General features: G+C 47.9%; 18 protein-coding genes and 1 tRNA gene. 8 read left to right on the forward strand and 11 right to left on the reverse strand.

Translation table 11 applies throughout. The features are described from left to right. Positions 1 to 25 precede the first annotated feature (25 nt). The 6 genes from glgX to RIF25_RS13860 are packed head-to-tail and all read right to left on the reverse strand — an operon-like array spanning position 26 to position 5,910. Positions 26 to 2,149: a glycogen debranching protein GlgX gene (gene glgX, locus RIF25_RS13835; RefSeq protein ID WP_407682431.1), complete on the reverse strand. Its 2,124-nt coding sequence runs from the start codon at positions 2,147 to 2,149 to the stop codon at positions 26 to 28. A gap of 9 nt (positions 2,150 to 2,158) precedes the next feature. Next, complete coding sequence (locus RIF25_RS13840; RefSeq protein ID WP_322879118.1) at positions 2,159 to 2,488, reverse strand: anti-sigma factor antagonist; 330 nt, start codon at positions 2,486 to 2,488, stop codon at positions 2,159 to 2,161. A gap of 4 nt (positions 2,489 to 2,492) precedes the next feature. Further along, positions 2,493 to 4,316: an AGE family epimerase/isomerase gene (locus RIF25_RS13845; protein ID WP_322879119.1), complete on the reverse strand. Its 1,824-nt coding sequence runs from the start codon at positions 4,314 to 4,316 to the stop codon at positions 2,493 to 2,495. Positions 4,317 to 4,347: 31 nt separating this feature from the next. Continuing rightward, positions 4,348 to 4,947, reverse strand: coding sequence for a DJ-1/PfpI family protein (locus RIF25_RS13850; protein WP_322879120.1), 600 nt, complete (start codon positions 4,945 to 4,947; stop codon positions 4,348 to 4,350). 36 nt (positions 4,948 to 4,983) lie between these two features. Further along, complete coding sequence (locus RIF25_RS13855; RefSeq protein ID WP_322879121.1) at positions 4,984 to 5,325, reverse strand: carboxymuconolactone decarboxylase family protein; 342 nt, start codon at positions 5,323 to 5,325, stop codon at positions 4,984 to 4,986. A 21-nt stretch (positions 5,326 to 5,346) separates the two neighbouring features. Next, positions 5,347 to 5,910, reverse strand: a complete 564-nt coding sequence (locus tag RIF25_RS13860) for a hypothetical protein (protein ID WP_322879122.1) — start codon at positions 5,908 to 5,910, stop codon at positions 5,347 to 5,349. A 554-nt stretch (positions 5,911 to 6,464) separates the two neighbouring features. Between RIF25_RS13860 and RIF25_RS13865 the strand changes: the two genes are divergently transcribed. The 8 genes from RIF25_RS13865 (at position 6,465) to RIF25_RS13900 (ending at position 12,960) form a co-directional block, all read left to right on the forward strand. Beyond that, a complete protein-coding gene (locus RIF25_RS13865) occupies positions 6,465 to 6,902 on the forward strand; it encodes a putative quinol monooxygenase (protein ID WP_322879123.1) in 438 nt (145 codons plus the stop codon). Between the two features lie 53 nt (positions 6,903 to 6,955). Then, on the forward strand, positions 6,956 to 7,771 hold the full coding sequence (locus RIF25_RS13870; RefSeq protein ID WP_322879124.1) for a cupin domain-containing protein: 816 nt from the start codon (positions 6,956 to 6,958) through the stop codon (positions 7,769 to 7,771). Positions 7,772 to 7,789: 18 nt separating this feature from the next. Further along, entirely contained in the window at positions 7,790 to 7,966 is a 177-nt protein-coding gene (locus tag RIF25_RS13875) for a hypothetical protein (protein WP_322879125.1), read from the forward strand. 11 nt (positions 7,967 to 7,977) lie between these two features. Next, a complete protein-coding gene (locus RIF25_RS13880; RefSeq protein ID WP_322879126.1) occupies positions 7,978 to 8,781 on the forward strand; it encodes a cupin domain-containing protein in 804 nt (267 codons plus the stop codon). Positions 8,782 to 8,783: 2 nt separating this feature from the next. Continuing rightward, positions 8,784 to 9,644, forward strand: a complete 861-nt coding sequence (locus RIF25_RS13885; RefSeq protein WP_322879127.1) for a sugar phosphate isomerase/epimerase family protein — start codon at positions 8,784 to 8,786, stop codon at positions 9,642 to 9,644. Next, a complete protein-coding gene (locus RIF25_RS13890; RefSeq protein WP_322879128.1) occupies positions 9,641 to 10,516 on the forward strand; it encodes an alpha/beta fold hydrolase in 876 nt (291 codons plus the stop codon). Before RIF25_RS13885 ends, RIF25_RS13890 begins: the two co-directional genes overlap by 4 nt. Before the next feature lie 14 nt (positions 10,517 to 10,530). Then, positions 10,531 to 11,541 (forward strand): polysaccharide deacetylase family protein, encoded by a 1,011-nt coding sequence (locus tag RIF25_RS13895; RefSeq protein ID WP_322879129.1) that lies wholly within the window; start codon positions 10,531 to 10,533, stop codon positions 11,539 to 11,541. Between the two features lie 474 nt (positions 11,542 to 12,015). Beyond that, on the forward strand, positions 12,016 to 12,960 hold the full coding sequence (locus tag RIF25_RS13900; protein WP_322879130.1) for a hypothetical protein: 945 nt from the start codon (positions 12,016 to 12,018) through the stop codon (positions 12,958 to 12,960). Positions 12,961 to 12,987: 27 nt separating this feature from the next. Here the strand turns inward: RIF25_RS13900 and RIF25_RS13905 are convergent. The 5 genes from RIF25_RS13905 to RIF25_RS13925 form a co-directional block, all read right to left on the reverse strand. Further along, positions 12,988 to 13,058 (reverse strand) — tRNA-Gly (locus RIF25_RS13905). 211 nt (positions 13,059 to 13,269) lie between these two features. After that, positions 13,270 to 14,142, reverse strand: a complete 873-nt coding sequence (gene glyQ, locus RIF25_RS13910; protein ID WP_322879131.1) for a glycine--tRNA ligase subunit alpha — start codon at positions 14,140 to 14,142, stop codon at positions 13,270 to 13,272. Between the two features lie 86 nt (positions 14,143 to 14,228). Beyond that, a complete protein-coding gene (gene gap, locus RIF25_RS13915; RefSeq protein WP_322879132.1) occupies positions 14,229 to 15,254 on the reverse strand; it encodes a type I glyceraldehyde-3-phosphate dehydrogenase in 1,026 nt (341 codons plus the stop codon). A gap of 251 nt (positions 15,255 to 15,505) precedes the next feature. Continuing rightward, entirely contained in the window at positions 15,506 to 16,030 is a 525-nt protein-coding gene (locus tag RIF25_RS13920) for a tetratricopeptide repeat protein (protein WP_322879133.1), read from the reverse strand. Between the two features lie 291 nt (positions 16,031 to 16,321). Then, positions 16,322 to 16,531, reverse strand: coding sequence for a chlorophyll a/b-binding protein (locus RIF25_RS13925; protein ID WP_322879134.1), 210 nt, complete (start codon positions 16,529 to 16,531; stop codon positions 16,322 to 16,324). Positions 16,532 to 16,616: the final 85 nt, after the last annotated feature.

A 16,616-nucleotide genomic window follows, 5' to 3' on the forward strand; every position in this document is an offset into this window, starting at 1 on the left:
GTTCCTCTCAATAATATTCGTGCAGTTACTTCGCCAATAAAATGACCAGGCTCCGATCCCCAACTAATAATCCAGATTGTGAGTCTAAACGCGGCTCTGACCCTGGCCAATGAATATCTTCAGGTGGTTTAGCCCCAGTATTGGCAAACACATACCAGGCCTGGCCCAGTGGTGGTTCAGGGAGATTAAACCAAAGGCTTTCGTGATGCATATTCATCGCCACATAAATTTGGTTATCCTTCACTTTACCCCCTTTAGCGTGTTGACCACAGAGCATAAAAGCGAGAACTCGACTCGTAGCTGACCAATCGGCGTGCCAGGCCTGGACTCCATGCCAACTAATATCTGGGTAGCCTGTCCCTAAGTAATCACAGTTCTGGAAATGTTCCGCATTCCGAAAAACAGGATGGGCATGACGGAAGGCAATACAATATTGAACAAACCGAAACCAGTCTTTTTCTTTTTCGAGTAAGTTCCAATTCAACCAATTCAGTGGTGAATCATGGCAGTAGGTATTGTTATTGCCGTATTGGGTCCGGCCAAATTCATCGCCCATCAGGATCATCGGCACACCCTGACTCACCATCAGAATCGCCATCGCATTTCGCATCAGTTTGTGACGCAGGGCCTGGATGTAGATATTATCGGTGGGGCCTTCAATGCCGCAGTTCCAACTGTAATTATCATTAGCCCCATCGTTGTTGTGCTCCCCATTGGCTTCATTGTGTTTGCCGTTATAGGAAACTAAATCCGCCAGGGTAAACCCATCGTGGGCGGTGATAAAGTTAATCGAAGTGGAAGGGGGGCGGCCAGCGGCTTGATAGAGATCTGGAGAACCTTGTATCCGTTGGGCCATTTCCCCGACCAGGCCCAGATCCCCCTTAATAAATTTCCGCACCGAGTCCCGATATTTACCATTCCACTCTGCCCAACGCCCGTAATTGGGGAAAGAACCGACTTGATAGAGTCCCCCCGCATCCCAGGCCTCGGCAATCAGTTTTGAGCGGGCCAAAATTGGATCAAAGGCGAGGGTTTCCAGCAGGGGTGGATTGGCCAGGGGAAAGCCCCAGGGATCCCGGCCCAAAATTGAGGCTAAATCGAAGCGAAATCCATCAATGTGAAACTCCGCCGTCCAGTAGCGCAAACAATCCAGCACCATACCCCGGACGATGGGATTATTACAATTCAGGGTGTTGCCCGTGCCGCTGAAGTTAAAGTAATAGCCTTCCGGGGTGAGCATATAGTAGGTTTTGTTATCTATGCCCCGAAACGAGATGGTTGGCCCCCGTTCATTCCCCTCAGCGGTGTGATTAAAAACCACATCTAAAATAACCGCAATCCCGACTTTGTGGAGTTCTTTAACCAGGGTTTTGAGTTCATCGGTTTGCATCCCAAATTTGCCAGTGGCCGCATAGCCTGCCTTGGGTGCGAAAAAGTTAACGGTGCTGTAACCCCAATAGTTGAGCAGGAGTTCGCCCGTTTCCGGATGCCGCCGACTGTTTTCAAACTCATCAAACTCAAAAATTGGCATTAACTCGATGGTATTCACGCCCAATTCTTGCAAGTAGGAAATTTTATCTCGAATCCCGGCAAATGTCCCCCGATGACTGTCTTTGATCCGAGCAGATTCATCTTTGGTAAAGCCGCGGGCGTGCATTTCATAGATGATCATGTCCTCAAGGGGAATATCTAAGGGCCGATCATCCTGCCAATCGAAGTCATCAAAGCTAATCCGGCCCCGGTGTTGATAAATGTCATTCCAATCCGGCTGTACGCCCCAAACATCCCGGCCGCTGACAATTTTGGCATAGGGGTCTAGGAGAATTTTGCTGGTATCAAACCAATGCCCGGCCTGGAAATTATTCGGCCCATCCATCCGATAGCCATATTCCAGATTTTCGTAATCCAGATCAAACACGGTCATGCAAAAGACATTGCCAATCCGAAAGGCTTCGGGAAAAGGAATCTCCGCAAAGGGTTGGGGTTCTTTTTTGTTAAAGAGGACTAAGGTACAACTGCTGGCATGGCTGGAATAAATGGCAAAGTTGACCCCACCAGGAACAAGCATGGCCCCAAAGGGAAAAGGTTGACCACAGCGGAGTTTACGGCCGTTGATCTCATGGGTGGGGTGAATATCAATCCGTTCAATGGACATGATTTACAAGGCCGCCTTGCCTGCGTCTAGGGTATCGCGAATCGTAAAAAACTCTAAAAAGCCCGTGACGGACATGGTGTCAATCAGTTCTTCCGAAAGACCCACCAGGACGAGTGTGGCAGCATTGGCTGTGGTTTGACGATAGAGAAACAGGAGTAACCGTAACCCGGCACTGGACATATAGGGAACCTCGGTCATATCCAAGATGATTTTGGTATCCGGTTCGGCTAGGGGCATGATGGCCTGGTGGACTTTCGGCGCAGTATTGGCATCTACTTCCCCAGCTAAGGTGACCAAATGAAATCCATCCTGCTGTTTGATATCAATGTTCATACAACTAGGCCTTGGGAACTAAACGAACTTTGACCTTCACCCGTTCTTTGCTCTCTGGTAATTGCACGGTTAATCCTTGAGCATCAAAATGACTGTAGGCCTGGCCGTCAATTTCCACAGACTCAATCAAGATCGATCCCGGTGGCAAAATATCCGGTGAAACCCGCAAAATCCGATCTGGGAAGCCATTAGGTAGGGGCTTAAAGTAAAAGTCCATCGGGTGCTTGGTGATCAAGAAGTTGGTATAAACCGCCGCCAAATAACAGAGTTCAAAGGAATGATAGCCGCTCATGGAGTGACTGCCTTTGGCCCGCTCGTTCCCCCCAGCCAGATAGGAAATCCCATTGGCCAGGACATTAAAGTAAACGCCGCCATCTTCCAAGTCTAAGAACCAGGCATTGTAGAAGGCCGCCGCTTCCCGCCCCAGACGGTGATAATCATCATGTTCAAGGATACCGGCCAAAATCAAATAGGCAAGAATGGCTTGTTCCTGTTGCCACCAGGCCTTCCGATCATGCCAGACAAACTGATGGAATTTACTATTATTCGTGAGTAACCGCTCCACCGTATCTGACCAGCCGCCCCGTTGTTGATCACTCCCGACACTAGGCATCAGATCGGCAATTTTCTGGGCTAAACCCACATACTTTTCCTTGGGCTTGAGGCTCTGCATCCGCATCAGATTCCAAGCAATTTTCAGGTTATGGCCGACTACAGCCCGGTTTTGCTGCCAGCCCCAAGTTGTATCGTGAGACCAGTCTTCATAGAAGCGTTCTTGGACAAAGGGGCTATTGTCGTAGTCGGGAAAATATTTCTCAATCGTGTCGAAGGTATACTCCAACATCTCGGCGTACTTCTGCTCACCCGTGGCCAACCAAAGGTTAATTAAATAGGCTGGGGCATGATCTCCGACCGAGTTCCAGTTTTTTCTAGCTCTATTCCGTCCCAAGGACTCACTGCGAGGATCCAACATCAAGGGGTCAATGTGGGAGAAATAGCCACCGTATTCAGACTGGTCGAGAAAGAACTTATCGAAGAGCTTGATGGTTTGTTCGGCATCCGAAAGAATCCGGGGATCTCCGGTGACCCGATAGGTTTGGATTGGCCCCGCCAAGGCGTAAATCTGTTCGTAGGCCGGAATCGCATCATAGTCATCGCCAAATTCGGAGGCAAAGATTTTGAGTTCTTTTTCCCCCTGGACATCAATGCCGTGATACCAGTAAATAATGTCCTCATCCCGATCCACAAAGCGCATATGGTCCCGGAGATATTCGGTGCCTTTTTCTGCTGCTTCTAGGAACACTTCATCCCCGGTCATCATAAAAGCCGTCGCAAACCCGTAAACCAGACGGGAAATAGTATCGGTTTCTTGGCGAAATTTGACCGAGGAGCGTTCCCCACTGACTGACAAATCCGTCCGATAGTTGCGGTAATCAATTTCCTCTTGGCCAAATTGGGCCTTGACGTAGAACTTACCGAGGGCGTTGATCTGCTGAATCCACCAGTCCTGCTTTTCAAAGACATAATCATCTTCTTTTTTACCGGCAAAGACGACTTGCTTGGCATCAAAAACATCGGTATCGGGATAAAACACCCCATAGACAAAGAGAAACCGTCCCGGTGTTAACCAGGCCCGCATCGTACTCGTGGCATCGGGATAGCCTTCATCAAAGTTTTGGATCACCTTAGCATAGGCCATTGGACTGAGTTTGACCGGAAATTTCCGCCCATCGGAAGTTCTCAGGCCAAAAATGTCGGTTTCGGTGTCGTAGCTGGTTACATAGCCCGCAATCAGGTCGGAAAAGGGGAAGTTAATTTGGGGTGCCATAGGGTTGGAATCAAAGGAGGACTAAGCGGGACTAAGCAGCATCAAGTTGCGCGACAAAGACTTGGACAAATTCTTCAATCATGCCGGGATGTTTGCCTGTAATCAGGTTCCCATCAATGACGAGATCCACGGTTTCATCGTTTTCAATCACGACATCAGCCCCAGCATTTTCGACATCGCAAACAATGTTGTGGGCACAGGTGACTTTCCGGCCTTTGAGGAGATCCGGATCCGCACAGAATAACCAGAGGCTATGACAAATGGTTCCCAGTTTTACGCCCTCGGTGGCCATGGCTTTACGGAGAAATTCCACCCCTGGGGCCGTGTTTTTGCCGCCTTTTTTCACCTTGACCTGATAGCGCAACCGATCCATGGCATAGGCCCCGATGGCAATAATCCCTTTGTAATCGCTGGGGCTAACATCATTGACTTCAGTGGTGACAACGGCATGATATTCAATCACATCATTTTCGGGGTTAGAGCCAAAGGTGAGTTGCGGCTGCCCCCAGAGATGGCTGAGGTATTCCACTTCGTAGCCGTGGGCTGGGAAATATTCGTTAAACCATTTGTACTCGGTGGCATCAAAATGTTCTTCGATCAGAACCCCGATTTTGCCCTTAGTTGCGGTCATAGTTGCCTTTTTTTAGAACGTTATGAGGTGGATGGATTACTCGAACATTTCCTTGAGGGTGCCAAAACAACCGGCCGCCTTATTGAATCCGGCATAGACACACATAAACAACAGCAGTTCTTCAATTTCTTCCCGTGTCGCGCCCTGTTGCATCGCCATCGTTACATGGGCTTTGAAGGGGTTCCCCGGCCCGGTTTGATCTTGATTAACCACATCCACAGCAATCGTAATCAGGGCTTTGGTTTTTTGATCGATCAGCGGCAATCCCCAGGCCTCGCCTGCTACTCGGGTACAAAAATCACCAAACTTAGGATTGATACTGTTTAACCCATCTTGCAGGGCCTGGTCATCGAGCACCGCATTGGCATATGGACTCATAGACTAAATCTCCTTGAAAAGTTAGGTCGTGATCAGTTTGAGTAAAGTTTCTGGGGCAAAGACATCCCTGTAGAAGGTGAGTTGTTCGGTTTTCAGGTAGCAGCCGCCCCGATGCCCGCGCCGAACCCAGGTGACATTTCCCTTGGCAATGGTTTCGTGGGTTTCATCATCCAAACATTTCCATTCAAAAAAGGTATGCTCACCCCAAAACATGACAATGGGCCAAACCATGGTCACGCCCGGCTGTGCAATCAAGGCCCACCAATGTTGTTCCCGCTCTTTCTGTTGCTCCAGGCCAGAGTAGGGGCCATCTTGGCAAAAATACACCAGATCATCCCGATATTCTCCGGTTAAAATGTCTCCCCGGCCTTGGCGCAGGGCTTCACAGTGGGTCGGCCACCAGTCTTTATTTTCTTCCTCAATTTGCTCAAGAGTGTAGTCAGGGCCAATGGTGGGCAAGGTCGCTTCTTTCAGGCCAACAATCCGTAATCCCTCGGCAATCAGTTCGGCTTTCTGGGTATCGGGCACCAGGCCGGGTTGGGAGTAATTGGCTTTTAGATGGGCGTAATAATTGGTACGGGCCATAGAGAGCAGCGTCCTTTTTAAGAGTGGAGTCACAATTCAAATCTAGATCCTGGAAAAATGGGAACAGCTTTAGGTTTTCTCAATAAACTTGCGATTAATTATGATCCGGCTTGTAATGAGAACCAAGAATATAAATAAATAACAAGTAATTGTTAAGATTCTAAAAGCCTCCGCAGGACAAGGTTAAACATCATGAATCTTGTTAATACTTTAAAGTGAATATTGCCAATTTTAGTCGGCCTCAAAATACTTCAAAGTGGTTAAATCAACAATTTAATGCCAAGCATACCATAAAGTCCCAAAACTCCTCAGATAATGACCAAAAATTAACTTTTACTTAATCTTGTTGAGTGAGTGATCATTCTAAGGGAATGGGGACTTTAATTTTTGTGAATCATGTCCCTCAAAGCCAGTGGTAAATCTTTATAATGATCACCACGGTCAGTATTAATATTGCGAGGGCGTAACTTAGGCTATGAGCATTACATATGTTGAAGGTGATACTGACTCTAGTAAGGCTCTTGGGGGTATAATGTCATGGGGTAAATGGCATCATGAATAATGATCAAAGACATGGCTGGGCCAAGCTACTCTCAATTATGGTTGGGCTTTTGTTGGCTCTAGTGATTGGTCTCAGTACCGTCTTAGTTTTGCCCAGTCCGGCCCAGGCCACAGTTGGTGAAGCTCCCTCTTTAATCGTGGTTGCCGGAAAAATCAAAATCAAACCAGGGACAAAGGAAGAATTTACACAGTTGGCTGAAAAGTGTCTGACCCTCTCTCGCCAAGAACCTGGCTCAATTTCCTATAGCTTTTATGAAGATCAAACCGCTGCTAACACGATTTTATATTTTGAAGAGTGGCGGAATCAGGCGGCCTTAGATCATCATTTTCAAACTCCCTACTTTCAGGAATTTATGGAGAAAGCCGGGCCGTTATTTAATGGTACGCCAGAAATTAAGGTTTACAGTGTGACTGAGACTAAAACCCTATAGTTGCTACGCTTATGCTCGGCTTGATAACAGCATTTTTGAGGTGATTTCCTGCTATGCTCAACCACTGGTTTAGGGCTAGTTTATCGTTGCTTACAACTATCGTTTTAATGTTCGGCGTTTTAGTGTTGGGGATCATGGGTTTTGATCATTCCCCGGCCTGGGCGATTAATTCTATTCCCGACCTGCCATTTCCTAAAGTCGAAAAACCAGAGCAAATTTTAGGCCCCGCTGGAGAGATTTTCACGTTTGCCACTTGTAATCGGGGAACCCAGGGCTTTACCTTGGCTGACGCTCAAATTCCGGCTGGAGCGGGGCCATTGCCGCATATTCACCATCACACTAACGAATGGTTTTGGACTCCCCAAGGGGGACTGGAGTTGTTTCAAAGTGTGCAGGAATACCCAGACCTAAACCATCCCGCCACCGATGAAGATGCTGGTCGGGCCAAAGTCTATACCGTTGATACCGTTCCCAACCAGATTGTCTATGGTCCGAAAAATCGGGTGCACGGGTTTACAAATATTACCGATGAAACTCGCCCATTAACATTTATTTGGCTCCAAGATTCAAGTTCTCCTCAATATCCCTATGGTGATGGGGGGATTCGCGAGTATTTTCAGGATGTGGGCATTCTGATTACTGATGCTAACAATCTCCCTCCAATCACTGACCAGGCCAAGGAAGAATTTGTCACCCACGCACCCCAGTATGGGATCAACCAAAGTGACTATTTCCTGAAATATGTGGCTGAAGTTGATCATCATCCTCCCCTCATTTTGGCTAAAGGGAGTAACGATCCCGACCTAATGGCAATCATTGATACGATCCAGGCCTTTAATCAGGGTGATACTTCGGTAAGTTGTTTTTAAAAAGGAGCAGGATCAAGAATGTTCAATCAACAGTTGGGATATGCCATTATCGGAGGCTGGATATTGGGGGTTATTTTTGGTTTTTTCAAGCTGCCGTTACCAGTGCCTCCGTTTGAAGGGTTAGTTGCAGCGGCAGCCTGTTTATTGGGGCAGTTCACCTACACATTTATTAAGCAAAAACTCGGTCAAGGATAGGAATGACAACAATGTTAAAAATTAGAACTTGGGTTACTGCGCTAGTTTTTGTCCTGGTGATTAGCGGCGTAGTCATTTTTCAAACCCAGGCCAGTTTGGCAAAAAATCCCCCCTACTCCATTGACAATATCCCGATGCCAAAGCTGGAGAATCCCCTCCGCATCCTCACGCCAGCTAATGAAATTTTTGAAATTGCCTCCTGCTCCACAAAAGACTTTGGTTTTGCCATTACCACGGCCCAAATTCCCCCCGGCGGCGGCCCCATGCCCCATGTTCACTACTACATCAATGAATTTTTCTGGCCCCAAAAAGGTGGACTGGAGATTTTTCACAGTGAGCGTAAATTTCCTGATATGAGCAACCCCCCAACCGTTGAAGCCGCTGGCCGGGCCGCTCTTTATAGTGTGGAAACCCAGCCCAAACAAGTAGTTTACTCTCCCCACACCTTTATGCATGGCTTTGTCAATCCGACCACAGAAACCTTGCCGATGGTGATGATTTGGGTCCGGGATGAGGTTGCTCCAGATTTTGAATATCACGATGGTGGAATGCGGGAATATTTCTCAGCGGTGGGGGCCCATATTACGGACTTAAACAATTTACCCACCGTTACCGATGCCCAACGCAATGCCTTTGTCAGCCAGGCCCCGAAATTTGGCATTAACCAGAGTGCCTTTATGATGCAATATGTTACCTCCATTAGTGATAAATTCCCGAAAAACTTGGCGAAACTGCAAAATCCGCAAACCCTCAATAAGGTAATTGAAACCATCAATGCCTTTAACAATGACGATAAATCTGTCACCTGTGGGTAAGCATGGCTGCTGCAATTCGCTTTGGGGTTCATTCATTCATCTGGAAACAAGAGTTTTTCGGAAATGAGCATTATATTTTTGAGCAAGCCCAGGCCTGGGGATTTGATGGCGTAGAAATTTCGACCCATTACTTTGCCGATATTGCTCCAGAAACGATCAAACGCTATCGGGATGAGTATGAAATTGAATTAACCCTATGTACAAGTATGCCCAATGGCTTGTCCTTGACCAGTGAGGATGCAGACTGTTGGCAAAAATCGGTGCAATATGTCCAAGATGCCATTACCTTTGCCCAGGCCTGTGGCATTACCCAACTTTCGGGGCCGCTGATTCATCCCGTCAGTTACTTAACCGGAAAGCCTTTACAACCGGAAGAAACACCCCGACTCCACCAGGCCCTCACAGAAATTGCCGATACTTTATCTAAAACTGAGATTAAATTGGCGATTGAACCCCTAAATCGGTTCCAAGGCTATGCTCTAAATACCGTGGCGCAGGGCCTGGAGTTGTTGCATCAAATTGGTTGCGCTCAACTGGGCCTGTTGCTGGATCTCTTTCACATGAACATTGAAGAAAAAGATCTCGTGAAAGCCTTCTTGGCCGCCGGGGAGAAATGTTTCCACGTCCATGCCTGTGCCTGTGATCGGGGAACGCCGGGGACGGACACCATGCCCTGGCCGGAGTTGTTTCGAGCTTTAGACAATATTAATTTTCAGGGTTGGATTGTGATTGAAAGTTTTAATCGTGAGGATCAAGCCTTGGCCACCGCAGCCCGAGTTTGGCGACCCCTAGCCGACAGCAGCGAACAAATTGCCCGTGACGGCCTCAATTTTCTACAGCACACTTATCAGGCAACCCGATGAGAGACCCGTTTATTCCGATTGATTTACCCCCTGGCTTTGAACATACGTTTACCGAAGTTGGGACTACAACCCTCCATGCCGTTGAAGGTGGCCAAGGCACTCCCCTCTTGCTCCTCGGTGGCTGGCCCCAAACCTCTTATGCCTGGCGATTGCTCTGGTCACAGTTGGGGGAAAAGTTCCGGGTCATTTCCCTTGATATGCGGGGGCAGGGTGACTCTGATATTCCGGCTGGCCCTTACGACTGCGGCACGGCTGCCCAAGAAATTAAAGATTTTCTCGAGCTTAAGGGCATTTCCCAGTTTTATTTAGTTGGTCATGATGTCGGGGCCTGGGTAGCCTTTACGGTGCTCAAAACCTTTCCAGAGGCAATCTTAGGGGCGGGGTTGATTGATGCAGCGATCCCTGGCCTGGTTAGTCCCGACTTTTTTGGGGTGGTGAATGCAGCCAAAGTCTGGCAGTTTTACTTCCACAAAGTCCCGGATTTAGCCGATAGTTTGGTGGCGGGCAAAGAACTCGACTATCTGAGTTGGTATTTCACCAATAAATCTAAGCGCAAGCAGAACTTAACCCCAGAGGTGATGGACTACTACGCCAAATACTACAGTCAGCCCGGGGCGATGAAAGCCGGATTTCTTTGGTATGCTGCCCTCGAGGAAACCATGGCCGCTAATACTCTGGCTCCTGAAACAAAATTTACGCAGCCAATTTTTGCCATGGGCGGTGAATTTGCCACCAAAACCCTGATCTATAACGGCATGGCTCCCTACTGTGAAAACTTGACCAGCTATCTGATTGAACAGTGTGGCCACTACATTCCCGAAGAAGCGCCGGAAGAAATTTTTAACGCCATCACCACCACATTTAACCCCTAAAGGAGACCCCGACCATGCATCGCCGTGATTTATTCAAACAAGGATTAGCCGCCGGAGCCGGAGCCATTGCCACCTATGCCATGATGCGCCCTCAATCAGCCCAGGCCCAGACCCGATCCAATACCGTTAAACCCGGACAATTTTGGCCCGATGGAATCCGGATGCCAGTCTCCCTCTCCTTAATGTTTGAAACTGGATCCCAACCGGCAACTGGCGCACCTACCCCCTTTGGCAACTTCACCCCACCCCCCGGAATTTATGATTTGCCGACCATCACCTGGTATCGCTATGGCTACACAGAGGGCGTGCCGCGGATTTTAGATGTTTTAGATAAATACAAAATTAAAATCACCTCCCATATGTCCGGCCGCACGGTGGAAATGTATCCGGATCGGGCCAGGGAAATTGTCCAACGCGGTCATGAGGCGGCGGCCCACGGCTGGAATTGGGACAACGAATTTAACATGACCTTTGACGAGGAAAAAGCCTTTATTAAACGCAATGTGGACATGATCTACAAAGTGACGGGGCAGCGCGCTGTGGGCTATAACGCACCTGGCCTGCGGGGATCTGTGAATGTCCTGAATGTTTTGAATGATTTGGGCTTTCTTTATCACATTGATGATGTCAGCCGGGATGAACCGTTTATTGTCAAATTACTGAATGGCAAAACCATTGTCGTGGTTCCATACGCCGTCTATATGAACGATATTCGGGCCTATGAAGCACGGTTTTTTTCATCAGAACAATATTTAATTGAACTGAAAAACTCCTTTGACCGCCTCTATGAAGAATCGGCCTACCGCCGCCGGATGATGGCTGTAACCATGCATGATCGCCTCCAACGCCCCGAGCACGTCCAAACCTTTAACGAATTTCTGGAGTACATCATTAAAAAGCCGGGTGTCACCTTCATGAAGAAAATTGACATTGCTAACTTTGCGAATAACGATCCCAATACGATTCGGGAAAATATTGCCGATGTCTATCCCAATGTCCCTAACTTTGAAAAGAAAACCACCTAAACCTCATGACTCGGACTCTTAACCTACCACTATAAATATATAGCAACCTCATTTGAGATTGCAGCGGTAAAGTGATTATCATAAATTTATAGGCTGGTCAATATAGCGTTACGTAGACTGTTTTGAGAGAGTAGAAATGTTAAAATACTTTCCATAAAATATTTTCTGACTTGTCCCCGTCTAACCCTAAATGAGTAACGCTATAAAAACATGAACGGTTAATCATCATGAGTCGAAATAATCTCAGAAAGAATCTCTGGCCTGCGTGAATTTATTCGTTCTAATCCTGATGCAAGAGAACTGAAACAAGTCTGGTATTTATGTCCAACATTTAAGGCTGTTAAGTGGTTATTTGAATGGTTTATCGATCATTTTACACTGCATTCTGGGCAACTTCATATGTATGGTGTCTTCTCATGAACAATTTATGTTTGCTATATCAACTCAATCATTACAGTCCAAACGAACACAACTATGGAAATTACAGCTATTGCTAGAGAACGAGAGGGGATTCTCAGTGGGATGGCCCAAATTGCGCTGTTGGGGGGAACCCGGACATTAACCCCAGCCGACATCGCCAGCCTCCAGGCCTGTAGCCACTATCTTTTTCAAACTGAACTCAGAGACTGGCATCAACTGCCTCCAATTCTCCCCCAACAGTTAGCTGCGCGTTTACCCAATCCACGCCAACGGGAAATAGCCCTGCAACTGCTGACCGTGATGGCCTTTGTGGATGGGGTAGTGGATGAAGCCAAAATCAACCTCGTTCTCACCTATGCCGATGCCCTCGAAGTTCATGCAGACTACATTCAGGATTTAGTTGCCACCACCCGCCGCCAATGGGCCTGGATTTTAGCGGATATGAGCCAGCGAAACATTGAGAGTATTATCGGGCAACCCTGGGCAGGAGCCGACATCACCGCCTGGTTATTACCCTATCAACATAGGAGTGACCCGATCTTAGTAGATCGTTTCCAGGCCCTAGCTGAACTCCCCGCCGACACCCTTGGCTACAAATTTTGGGACTTTTATCAAGCCCAGGCCTATGGGTTTCCAGGAGAACCTAGGGGCTTAAATGCCAGATTTGCTGTTCCCCACGACTGTATCCATTTGCTGGCAGGCTATGACACCTCACCCGCTGGAGAAATTCTCGTTTCTACCTTTACCGCCGCCATGCACCGTCAAAAACCAATGGCTGGCCACATCTTGCCCGTAATTTACAGTTGGCATTTAGGGATTGCTTTTAATGATGTCGCCGGATCTGCCCAAGGAGCATTAGATCCCAAGGAATTCTGGCAGGCCTGGGCCCGGGGGCATGATACAGCCATAGATTTATTTGACCCGGCCTGGGATTTTTGGGCTATAACAGCAATACCCCTAGAAGAACTCCGAGACATTTATAAAATTCCTGTCCGATAAGATTAAGAGAAAAGTAGGGAGAGACTAAGCGGGCACGGGGAATCGAACCCCGATCAGTAGCTTGGAAGGCTGCGGTTTTACCACTAAACTATGCCCGCACGATTTAAAATCCTGACTTAATCGGCAATGTCTATTTTAGCCTATTATTTCTCACTCTCAGGCCTGGAAATGCCAGAAAATCATCGGGCTGCAAATTGCTATCCAGCTATGGCATTACTGATTTAGGGTGAGACGGGGACAAGTCAGAAAATGCTTGATCGGCAGTCTTTTTGACAGTTCTACTCTCTTAGAACAGCCTGCATCACGCTATCAGGAGGGAGTTAGGAGGGGAAAGCCTAATGCTTGGCGTTGCTCTAAGTAGAGTTGGGCCACCTGCCGGGCTAAGTGTCGAATTTTACCAATGTAGCGAGTCCGTTCCGCCACAGAAATAACCCCCCTTGCATCGAGCAAATTAAAGGTGTGGGAGCATTTGAGGACATAATCCAGGCCGGGTAGGACTAACTTCCGGGCAATCAGTTGTTCTGCTTCCGTTTGGTATAGGTTAAACAAAGTAAACAGCATCTCTGGGTTGGCAGCTTCAAAGTTATAGGTGGATTGCTCAATTTCTCCCTGTAAATGCACATCCCCATAGGTTAGGTCTTGATTCCACTGAATTTTGGCGATGGCATCCACCTCTTGCAAATACATGGTTAAACGTTCCAGTCCATAGGTAATTTCAATGGAAACCGGACGACAATCCAACCCCCCACATTGTTGAAAATAGGTAAATTGGGTCACTTCCATCCCATCCAGCCAAACCTCCCAACCTGTGCCCCAGGCCCCCACCGCCGCATCTTCCCAGTTATCCTCGACAAAGCGAATATCATGTTCTTCGGGTTTAATGCCCAAGGCCCGCAGTGAATCTAAATAAACCTCCTGAATGGTGTCCGGTGAGGGCTTAATCAGAACTTGATATTGGTAGTAGTACTGATAACGGTTGGGATTTTCGCCATACCGTCCATCTCCCGGCCGCCGACAGGGTTCAACATAGGCCACGGCCCAAGGTTCCGGTCCCAAGGCTCGCAAAAAGGTATGTGGACTTTTCGTCCCCGCGCCTTTTTCAATGTCATAGGCCTGGGCAATCAAGCAACCCCGCTCTCCCCAAAATTGATGCAAGGTTCCAATCACGGCCTGGAAGTTCACGAGTTTTCCTACCCCAATCTTGAACGTATCGCTTTTCCAGAATATCGAATCATTGGGGCACAAGTGCAAAACAGGTACATCTGAACTTAGATTAAAGCCTCTTGGCGAGCCATGTGCAGGATCAAATCCACTACCCGACAGGAATAGCCCCACTCATTGTCATACCAGGCCACGACTTTGAAAAACTGCGCATTTAACTCAATCCCAGCGGTGGCATCGAAAATACTGGAATGGGTGTCGGTGGTAAAGTCAGTGGAAACAACTGCATCTTCCGTATAGGCTAAAATTCCCGCCAGTTCACCGGCCGCCGCTGTTTGCATCGCTGCACAAATTTCGGCATAGCAAGTTGGGCGATCCGTCCGAAAGGTCAGGTCAACCACCGAAACATTGGGAGTTGGGACTCGAAATGCCATCCCCGTTAATTTCCCTTTCAGTTCAGGCAAAACTAAGGTCACAGCTTTAGCGGCCCCGGTGGAGGCAGGAATAATATTTTGGGCCGCCCCGCGCCCGCCGCGCCAATCCTTTTTGCTAGGGCCATCTACAGTGGGCTGAGTCGCTGTCATGGCATGAACTGTCGTCATTAAACCCTCAGCCAGGCCAAAATGATCCTGAATGACTTTAGCGATGGGGGCCAGGCAATTGGTCGTACAACTGGCATTGGAAACGATGACATCAGTGGCAGGATTAAATTGATGCTGGTTAACCCCTATGACAAAGGTGGGAACTCGTTCAGAATCCTTAGTAGGGGCAGAAATAATCACCCGCTTGGCCCCGGCCTGGAGATGTTGGGCGGCTCCGTCATAGCCCGTAAACAAGCCCGTTGATTCCACCACATAGTCAACCCCAAACTCGCGCCAGGGGAGTTCAGCCGGATTGCGAATCGCCACGCACTGAATTAATTGCCCATTGACCTCAATCCCGGCTGCCGTTGCTTTTACATCTCCGGCATAGGGGCCATGGGTAGAGTCATATTTGAACAGGTAGGCCAGATTATCAGGCGGAACCAAATCATTAATGCCGACAAATTCAATTTCGGGATGTCCTAACCCAGCCCGGAGCACGAGTCGCCCAATTCGTCCAAATCCGTTGATGGCAACTTTTACCTTGGTCACAATCTTTTCTCCGCCATTTCTGTCACTTTGATCCTAAGCGGGGAAACGCAAAAGCTAGCTTTTTTTAGATTTAATTTGTTTTTGAGCCAACGACTTTTGATCTGTTTGGGGATAAGGATGGCGCAGAGACTCTCGGATCATCACTTTTTCCAGCTTGCCCCGTTTACCAGCCAAAATGAGTATCCATTCCTCATTCCCAGTCCCTACTCCTCTGGCATTAACCCCTGAGATTATGAGTAGGGGAGAAATGTCTAGGCGGGGATGCGTTTCTTGAGGGAATTGGCCCGACGTTTGGCCACGGCATTGTTGGGATCAGCCCCTAAGGCTTGCTCGTAGGCTTCCAGGGCCTGGGTGACTAAGCTTTTCCGCTCGTAGGCATGGCCGAGATTGTTGGCCGCTGTTACATAGGCTGGGTCTTGGCTCAGGGCTTCTTTGTAGTTGCGAATGGCTAAATCGTATTGATCCTGAACAAAGTAAGCATAGCCGAGGGCGTTATAGATGGGGGCAGTGATCGCCGTAGGATCGGTTTCGGCTGTTTTTAGGGCTTTTTGGAGCAGGGGAATGGCCTGGGTTGTCAGTTTCTTATTCAGATAAATACTACCCAATTCAAAATATTCTTGGGCTGTGCCTTTTTCTTGTTTTAACTTGGCCTGGAGACGAGATAAGGCGGTTTCGATCCGGCGCGTCCGTAAAATTTGCCGAAATACAAACCAGCCCACGGCTGCCAACAAAATGAGGAGAACACCCAAATACAGGGCGGGTAAATTAGTCTCCATGACTGCTTTCTTTCCTCTAAAAACAAGCTAAGGTCACCAGGCCTGGAATCCAAGCATTGGCAAACACCCATTTTCCAGACTAGCAAGGATAGAGCCGGAGAATCCCAAGATCCTAGATGCAAAAAAAATAGCCCCCAAATTCTCTAGCCGCATCAACGACATCAAGAAACTTGGCAAGCTATGTCTAAAGAGAGAGATTAAAAGACATTTTGTTGACGAAATTTATGTCATCAGGCTCGGGAATCGTCACTACCCTAACCCTGTTGGCTTAGCCTGCCAGAGGCATAAAAGTTAGAGGCTAGTCAGAAAGCCGATGAGACCGTGGCCTGTGAAAACTTCCAAGGCCAACAATGAGATAAAGCCAACCATGGCTAAACGACCATTGAACAATTCAGCATAGGGGGTAAATCCTGACTGAGACTCGTTCATGACGTACATTTCCGGCTCAATCGCAAAGTTGTTCATCTTACCTTGGTCGTCAACAATAGAACCGCTTCTCATATTTCGCTCCGTTATTTAGCTTTACTTTTTAGCTTCTTTACATAAGTTAACATTCTTTACAAAACTTGACAACTGTTCAGGCAAA

Origin of the sequence: Pseudocalidococcus azoricus BACA0444 (assembly GCF_031729055.1) — a bacterium.
In the GTDB taxonomy this organism is placed as follows: Bacteria; Cyanobacteriota; Cyanobacteriia; order Thermosynechococcales; family Thermosynechococcaceae; genus Pseudocalidococcus; species Pseudocalidococcus azoricus.

Coding starts and splice junctions, on each gene's coding strand:
- RIF25_RS13860 (WP_322879122.1), bottom strand. CDS start 5,910: ATGGCCCGTACCAATTATTACGCCCATCTAAAAGCCAATTACTCCCAA.
- RIF25_RS13855 (WP_322879121.1), bottom strand. CDS start 5,325: ATGAGTCCATATGCCAATGCGGTGCTCGATGACCAGGCCCTGCAAGAT.
- RIF25_RS13845 (WP_322879119.1), bottom strand. CDS start 4,316: ATGGCACCCCAAATTAACTTCCCCTTTTCCGACCTGATTGCGGGCTAT.
- RIF25_RS13925 (WP_322879134.1), bottom strand. CDS start 16,531: ATGAGAAGCGGTTCTATTGTTGACGACCAAGGTAAGATGAACAACTTT.
- RIF25_RS13840 (WP_322879118.1), bottom strand. CDS start 2,488: ATGAACATTGATATCAAACAGCAGGATGGATTTCATTTGGTCACCTTA.
- RIF25_RS13870 (WP_322879124.1), top strand. CDS start 6,956: ATGCTCAACCACTGGTTTAGGGCTAGTTTATCGTTGCTTACAACTATC.
- RIF25_RS13880 (WP_322879126.1), top strand. CDS start 7,978: ATGTTAAAAATTAGAACTTGGGTTACTGCGCTAGTTTTTGTCCTGGTG.
- RIF25_RS13900 (WP_322879130.1), top strand. CDS start 12,016: ATGGAAATTACAGCTATTGCTAGAGAACGAGAGGGGATTCTCAGTGGG.
- RIF25_RS13885 (WP_322879127.1), top strand. CDS start 8,784: ATGGCTGCTGCAATTCGCTTTGGGGTTCATTCATTCATCTGGAAACAA.
- RIF25_RS13850 (WP_322879120.1), bottom strand. CDS start 4,947: ATGACCGCAACTAAGGGCAAAATCGGGGTTCTGATCGAAGAACATTTT.
- RIF25_RS13875 (WP_322879125.1), top strand. CDS start 7,790: ATGTTCAATCAACAGTTGGGATATGCCATTATCGGAGGCTGGATATTG.
- RIF25_RS13895 (WP_322879129.1), top strand. CDS start 10,531: ATGCATCGCCGTGATTTATTCAAACAAGGATTAGCCGCCGGAGCCGGA.
- RIF25_RS13890 (WP_322879128.1), top strand. CDS start 9,641: ATGAGAGACCCGTTTATTCCGATTGATTTACCCCCTGGCTTTGAACAT.
- RIF25_RS13865 (WP_322879123.1), top strand. CDS start 6,465: ATGAATAATGATCAAAGACATGGCTGGGCCAAGCTACTCTCAATTATG.
- RIF25_RS13920 (WP_322879133.1), bottom strand. CDS start 16,030: ATGGAGACTAATTTACCCGCCCTGTATTTGGGTGTTCTCCTCATTTTG.